The sequence below is a fragment of the Kitasatospora sp. NPDC056783 genome, from assembly GCF_042789895.1.
In the GTDB taxonomy this organism is placed as follows: domain Bacteria; phylum Actinomycetota; class Actinomycetes; order Streptomycetales; family Streptomycetaceae; genus Kitasatospora.
Genome location: NZ_JBHUAF010000573.1, coordinates 1 through 3,628, shown reverse-complemented (window position 1 = coordinate 3,628; position 3,628 = coordinate 1). Strand labels below are relative to the sequence as shown.

Sequence of the window (3,628 nt, the reverse complement as noted above, 5' to 3'; positions counted from 1 at the left end):
GCGGAGCGCCGTCGGGCCGGACGTACCGTGACGGTCCCCGCCCGGGCCGGGCCGCCGCGGCCCGGCCCGGCACTCCCGGTTCCGGGCCCGGAACGGGAACGGACCTGGACCGATCACCGTCGGCGCGAGCCGATACCCTGGCCCCTGTCGGCGGCCGGGGGAACCCGCCGCGACGGGGCCCGCAGGCCGGCGGGCCGGGCCCACCACGCACGGACGAGACCGAACGTCAGGCTGCGGCGAGCACGGCCGCGCCGAGGGGGAGCAGAGGACCATGAGCGAGCACGGCAACGCGGCGGTCGAGGGCTTCTCCCTGGGCAACGGCCGCTATGTGCTGCAGCGGCTGCTGGGCGAGGGCGGCATGGCCTCCGTGCACCTCGCCCACGACCGGGTGCTGGACCGGCAGGTCGCGCTGAAGAGCATGCACAGCGAGCTGGGCCGGGACGACTCGTTCAAGGAGCGGTTCCGCCGCGAGGCCCAGGCGGTGGCCCGGCTGGAGCACCCCAACATCGTCACGGTCTACGACAGCGGCGAGGACGTCGCCCCGGACGGCTCCAGCACGCCGTACATCGTCATGCAGCTGATCGACGGCATGGGCCTGCGCGAGACGATCAACGAGGCGATCGGCCGGTACGGCGCGATGCCGACCGAGGATGCCCTGAGGGTCAGCGTCGGTGTGCTGAACGCGCTGGAGGCCTCGCACGACATGGGCCTGGTGCACCGCGACATCAAGCCCGGCAACGTCATGTTCGACCGCAAGGGCAACGTCAAGGTGATGGACTTCGGCATCGCCCGCGCGTTGGAATCCGGCGTCACGTCGATGACGCAGACGGGCATGGTGGTCGGCACCCCGCAGTACCTCTCGCCCGAGCAGGCGCTCGGCAAGCCGGTGGACGCCCGCTCCGACCTGTACTCGGTCGGCGTGATGCTCTTCGAGATGCTCACCGGACAGCTGGTCTTCGACGGCGACTCGGCGTTCTCGATCGCCTACAAGCACGTCCAGGAGGAGCCGCCGGCCCCCTCCACCCTCAACCGCTCGGTCACCCCCGCGGTGGACGCCTTCGTGGCCCAGGCGCTGCGCAAGGACCCGGCGCACCGGTTCCAGAGCGCGGCGGCGATGCGGGACGAGGCGGAGCGGCTGATCGCGGCGGCCAGGAACGGCGGCGGCGGGCACAAGCTGGAGGCCAGCACCCCGCTGGTGATCAACGAGGGCCCGCGCTCGGTGCACGCCGCCCCGCAGGCGCCGCCGACGCCGCACCCGCAGTACGGGCAAGGGGGGCTCCAGCAGGGCGCGCAGCCGCAGTACCAGACCCCGCCGCCGGCCTACCGGACGCCGCCGCCGCAGCCGCACACCCCGCACCCGCAGTACGGGCAAGGGGGGCTCCAGCAGGGCGCGCAGCCGCAGTACCAGACCCCGCCGCCCGCCTACCGGACGCCGCCGCCGCAGCCGCACACCCCGCACCCGCAGTACGGGCAGGGGGGGCTCCAGCAGGGCGCGCACACCCCGCCGCCGCAGCCGATGCCGCCGTACCGGCAGCCGAAGGCGTCCGGTGGCGGTTGCTCCACGGCCGTGGTGGTGGTCGGCATCATCGTCGGCGTGCTGGTGCTCGCGGGCATCATCATCGCGATCGTGGTCAACCGCGCCCAGGAGAAGACGGGCAAGATCGGCCACGCGGAGCGCCCGGCCGACGTGCTGGTCGTCGAGCGCCCGGCCGACCGCGACGGCCTGCTCTGACGACTTCCGACCGGTTCCGGGGTACCACGGTCGCCCGTCGGAAGCGGTAGCGTTCGGGGATACGTAAGCGACAGGGCACCGCGATCCGAGCGAACGCCCGGGGCGAGGAGCGATGGCACAGACGCAGCAGCCGGACGAAGAGGCGGGTGCCCGAGCGGTCGGCCGGACCGGCGGGACGCCGAGGATCCCCGAGCCGGGCAGCGAGGCCGCGACCTCGGCACTGCCGCCGGTCGTCGGCGGCCCGCAGACTCCGGGCCGCGGCACCGCAGTACCGCTGAGCACCGTCGGCGACGGCCGCTACCGGCTGACCCACCGGCTCGGGCGCGGCGGCATGGCCGAGGTGTTCGCCGCCGAGGACGTGCGGCTCGGCCGCACCGTCGCGGTCAAGCTGCTGCGCGGCGAGCTGGCCCAGGACGATGTCGCCCGGCTGCGCTTCACCCGTGAGGCCCACGCCGTCGCGGCGCTCAACCACCACTCGATCGTCGCCGTCTACGACACCGGCGAGGAGTACGTCGGGGACGAGTCCACGCCGTACATCGTGATGGAGCTGGTCGAGGGCCGCACCGTCCGTGAGCTGCTGGCGGACGAGGCGCCGCCGCCGGTCGACCAGGCGCTGATCATCATCGCCGGGGTGCTGGAGGCGCTCGCCTACAGCCACCGCAACGGCATCGTCCACCGGGACATCAAGCCCGCCAACGTGTCCATCACCAACGCCGGTGCGGTCAAGGTGATGGACTTCGGCATCGCCCGGGCGCTGACCGGCGGGGCCACCACGATGACCCAGACCGGCATGGTCATGGGCACCCCGCAGTACCTCTCGCCCGAGCAGGCGCTCGGCAAGCCGGTCGACCACCGCTCCGACCTGTACGCGGCCGGCTGCATGCTCTACGAACTGCTCACGCTGCGCCCGCCGTTCACCGGCGACACCCCGCTCTCGGTGGTCTACCAGCACGTCCAGGACCCGCCGGTGCCGCCCTCGCAGGCCAACGGCCGGGTGCCGACCGGGCTCGACCCGCTGGTGCTGCGCTCGCTCGCCAAGAACCCGGACGACCGCTTCCAGGACGCCGACGAGTTCCGCGCACACGTGCAGCACGCGCTGCGCGAGATGCACAGCGCGGCCGGGGCGGGCTGGGCCGGCGGGGCCGCGGGCGACACCGGCGCGACCCAGGTGCTCCGGCCGGACCAGGCGGCGACCACGGCGTTCGGCGCGGTCCGCCCGGGCGACCAGACCTCCGTGCTGCCCTACTCGACGGGCGGCCCGCAGGCGCCCGTCTCGCCCTACCTGGCGGCCGGCGGCCCGTACGGCGGTGACGGCGCGGTCGAGCACGGCGGGGACTCCGGTGGCCGGCGCGGGCCGTGGGCCTGGGTGGCCGGTGCGGTCGCCGTGCTGGTCGCGTCCGGCGCGGGCATCGCGTTCGCGCTCGGCGGCTTCGGCGACAAGGCCCAGAGCGTGGACCCGACGCCGCCCCCGGCGGTCAGCACCACCGAGCCGTCCGCGCCGGCGGCGCAGAGCGGTCTGCCGAGCCCGCCGGCCTCGGTCTCCGGCAGCAAGAAGCCGCCGCAGCAGCAGCCGACCGACCCCGGCAACACCGGGAACAACACCTGGAACAACGGCAACAACACGCTGCCGTCGCCGACTTCGGGCCGGCACTCGCAGAGCCCGACGCCGACCGAGTCCGCGAGCCACACGCCGACCGGGAACTCGACGGCGAGTGCGAGCGGCGGGGCGTCACCCGGTGGCAACGGCAACGGCAGTGGCGGCGGGCTGCCGAACCCGCTGCCGAGCAAGACCAACCCGTTGCCTTCGACACCCTCGCCACCCGTGCAGCTCGGCAACGGCTGACCGACGGGAGAACCGACGGGAGAACCGACGGAGCGGGCCGACCGGTGTCGAAC

General features: G+C 74.3%; 2 protein-coding genes. Both read left to right on the top strand.

The window, feature by feature from the left end:
- Positions 1-271 precede the first annotated feature (271 nt).
- Positions 272-1,732, top strand: a complete 1,461-nt coding sequence (locus ACFRMQ_RS39260) for a protein kinase (RefSeq protein ID WP_380735684.1) — start codon at positions 272-274, stop codon at positions 1,730-1,732.
- Positions 1,733-1,844: 112 nt separating this feature from the next.
- Positions 1,845-3,575 (top strand): protein kinase, encoded by a 1,731-nt coding sequence (locus tag ACFRMQ_RS39255; RefSeq protein WP_380735683.1) that lies wholly within the window; start codon positions 1,845-1,847, stop codon positions 3,573-3,575.
- The last annotated feature ends 53 nt before the right edge of the window (positions 3,576-3,628 follow it).